Below are 2,961 nucleotides of genomic sequence, written 5' to 3' on the forward strand. Positions count from 1 at the left end.
ATTGACTATGCCTTTAAGAGTTCAGTTTTGGACTGCTTAAGAATCCCCGCGTCTTTAGACCGGGGAGAAGTCAAAATAATTCTTGCAAATCCGGATCGGCTGCCAACTGCTGCAACATTTTTTTAATGTCTTGCGTCCGATCTTTGTGGGCAATTAAGGTGACGTTGCCATCCCGGACCACGACCAAATCTTCCACGCCGATGGTGACGATCACTTCGTTGGCGTTGCGGCCGTACAAAATGGAGCCTGTGGTATCCAATCCGACGTGTTTGACCAACTCCACATTGGAGCCGTTGCCGTCGAAGAGGCGCTCCAAAGAATTCCAATCTCCGAGGTCATCCCAACCGAAGGAGACGGGCAAAACGCAGGCTTTTTGTGTCTTTTCCATCAGGGCATAATCAATGCTAATCCGTTCCAACTGAGAATAAGCTTCGGCGCCCTTGGCTTCCAACACCTTCACCAAATCCGGGACGTGCGATCGCAACTCTTCGAGGACCACCCCGGCCCGAAACACGAAAATCCCAGCATTCCAGTGGAAGCGGCCCGTGGCCAAAAACTTCTCGGCGGTTTCCGGGTCAGGCTTTTCCGTAAACCGCGCCACCCGATAGGCGGGGAACTCGCCGAAGGTGCCGATTTCCTCTCCCTGTTCGATGTAACCGTAACCCGTCGCCGGATAGTCGGGGTGCAAACCCAACGTGACGATCGCATCCCGACTCGTCGCCAGCTTTTCTGCGGATGTCAGAGCCTGCTGAAACCGCTCCGGCTGGCCGATCCAGTGGTCGGCGGGAAAAAACCCGATCACCGCATCTTCGCCGTAACGTCGCGCCACTTCCACCGCGGTCCAGGCCACCGCCGGGGCGGTATCCCGTCCCTCGGGTTCCGCCAAGATATTTTCCGGGGGCAAGTGGGGCAGTTGCTCCCGGACGCCCCGTTCGAGGAGGGCCGAGGTGATCACCCAAAGTCCGTCCCAATTTCCGCCCAAAGGCAACAGGCGTTCGGCAGTCCCCTGCAACAAACTCTGGCCGCTGCCATCTAAACTCAGAAATTGTTTCGGCCGGGTTTTGCGACTCAGAGGCCAAAAACGCTCACCTTTACCGCCAGCGAGAATAACAGGTATCATGCGACTTACAATTTTTTAGGTTTAGATACCTCAATCTTAAAATATGAATGAGCCGTTGTCAGCGTTCCGACCCAATTTTTGGATGCGATCGGCTTTGCCGGTGGGCTTCGCCCAATCGCGTCACCCGGGTCTGAGAAAATCGCCGGTGGCACCATCTGAAAATCAATTTTGAGAATCGATCCATCCTATTTCGTCAATTCTCCATGCGTTATCCCACAACATCCCAAAGACGACCCAAAATCCTGCCGGTTTTATTCTGGAGTTTTATTGTCCTGCTGATCGCGAGCACTTCCGCCACCTTGGGGGCTGTCACCGCCCTCCTTTCTCCCGACGAACGGGGGTCAAATGAGGACGGGTCAATGGTTCTCAATGGGCTGTGGCGCGATCGCTTTCGGTTTGAATTGTCCCGTCCGGTGCACATTTTGGTGATGGGGATTGATCGCCCCCCGGAGGGCGGGGAAGAGTCCCCCGATGTATTTAAAGGCCGCAGCGACAGTATTCTTCTGGTTCGCTTCGACCCCCTCGAAGGGAGCATCAACCTCCTGTCCATCCCCCGAGATACCCGGGTTTCCATCCCCGGCCTGGGGGAAGGAAAGATCAACGAAGCGAACTACTGGGGCGGTACGGAATTGGCGGCGGAAGTGGTCGAAAAGACCCTCAACCGAGTGGAAATTAACCGCTATGTCCGCGTCGGCAGCGGGGCGTTTCGAGAATTGGTGAATTTGTTGGGGGGGGTGGAAGTGTTCGTCCCCTATCCCATGTCTTACACCGATAACAGCCAGCAGTTGCGGATCGATTTGTCCCCCGGATGGCAGACTATCGACGGCGAACAGGCGGATCACTTCGCCCGATTTCGCGGCGATGCCTACGGGGATATCGGCCGCATCCAACGCCAACAGGCGTTGATGGAGGCGATTCGGGAACGGTTGCGGAGTCCGGAGGTGCTGCCCCGAGTGCCCCAGATCGTGCGGGTGATGCTGAAATATGTGGACACGGATTTGGATTTTGAGGAACTGCTGACCCTGGCCAAATTTGCCCTGAACCTGGATTCGGACCGGGTGCGGATGGTGATGTTGCCGGGGGAAGAACGGGGCGGATATACGAGTTATTGGGCGATCGACGATCGCGCCCGCGATCGGGTCATGGCCCAATATTTTCGGGTGGATTCTACGGGGTTTGTATTGGCTGGACCTTACCAGCGATCGCCCTATCAAGAATTGTCGAAAAACAGCCGCATCGCCATCCAAAATGCCTCCGGCGACCCGGCGGCGGGCGATCGGGTGGCGGATTTCCTCTACGAAAAGGGCTACGACCAAGTTTATGTCGTCCCCAAACTGCCCTACTCGGTGCGATCGACCCAAATCATCGTCCAGAGGGGCGATCTCGGTGGCGCGGAACTCCTGCAAACCACCCTCGGCTTCGGTAACATCAAAGCATCCTCCACCGGCGAGGTGGACTCGGATTTAACCATTCGCGTGGGAGAAGATTGGAGGCAAAAATTTTGACTCTCAAAGACGGCTTCAAACCCCTGCTGCGGGCGATATTGCGCCTGACGTTCATTCTCGGTTTGGCGATCGCATGGGTGCTGTTGGCGGCGACTCCGGCTTAGGAGGGAGTCGGGAATCGGTATGAGGGAGTCGGGGAATTTTAGATTGTAGGGGCGCAAGGCACGGCGCCCCAATTTAATTTGAGATTCTTGCCATTTTTGTCCCTCCGCCCCTTTGCCCTCGGCTTAGAATCGAACAGAGAAGAAACCGGGTTTATTATCGCAAGTATCGCGCTCGTGTATCAACAGTTTCAATCGGGCTAGAAACCTTGAAACATCGATGTAAAGGTCATTT

At 55.6% G+C, this 2,961-nt stretch carries 2 protein-coding genes; one reads left to right on the plus strand and one right to left on the minus strand.

Annotated features, from left to right (window positions below; all coding sequences use genetic code 11):
* Positions 1 to 70: 70 nt before the first annotated feature.
* The gene (locus AC0QHF_RS19920; protein ID WP_324705986.1) at positions 71 to 1,120 is read right to left on the minus strand and encodes a mannose-1-phosphate guanylyltransferase; all 1,050 of its coding nucleotides are present in this window, start codon (positions 1,118 to 1,120) and stop codon (positions 71 to 73) included.
* 203 nt (positions 1,121 to 1,323) lie between these two features.
* On the opposite strand from AC0QHF_RS19920, the gene AC0QHF_RS19925 reads away from it, so the two are divergent.
* On the plus strand, positions 1,324 to 2,625 hold the full coding sequence (locus AC0QHF_RS19925) for an LCP family protein (RefSeq protein WP_324705987.1): 1,302 nt from the start codon (positions 1,324 to 1,326) through the stop codon (positions 2,623 to 2,625).
* The last annotated feature ends 336 nt before the right edge of the window (positions 2,626 to 2,961 follow it).

Source organism: Lyngbya sp. CCY1209 (assembly GCF_055795065.1).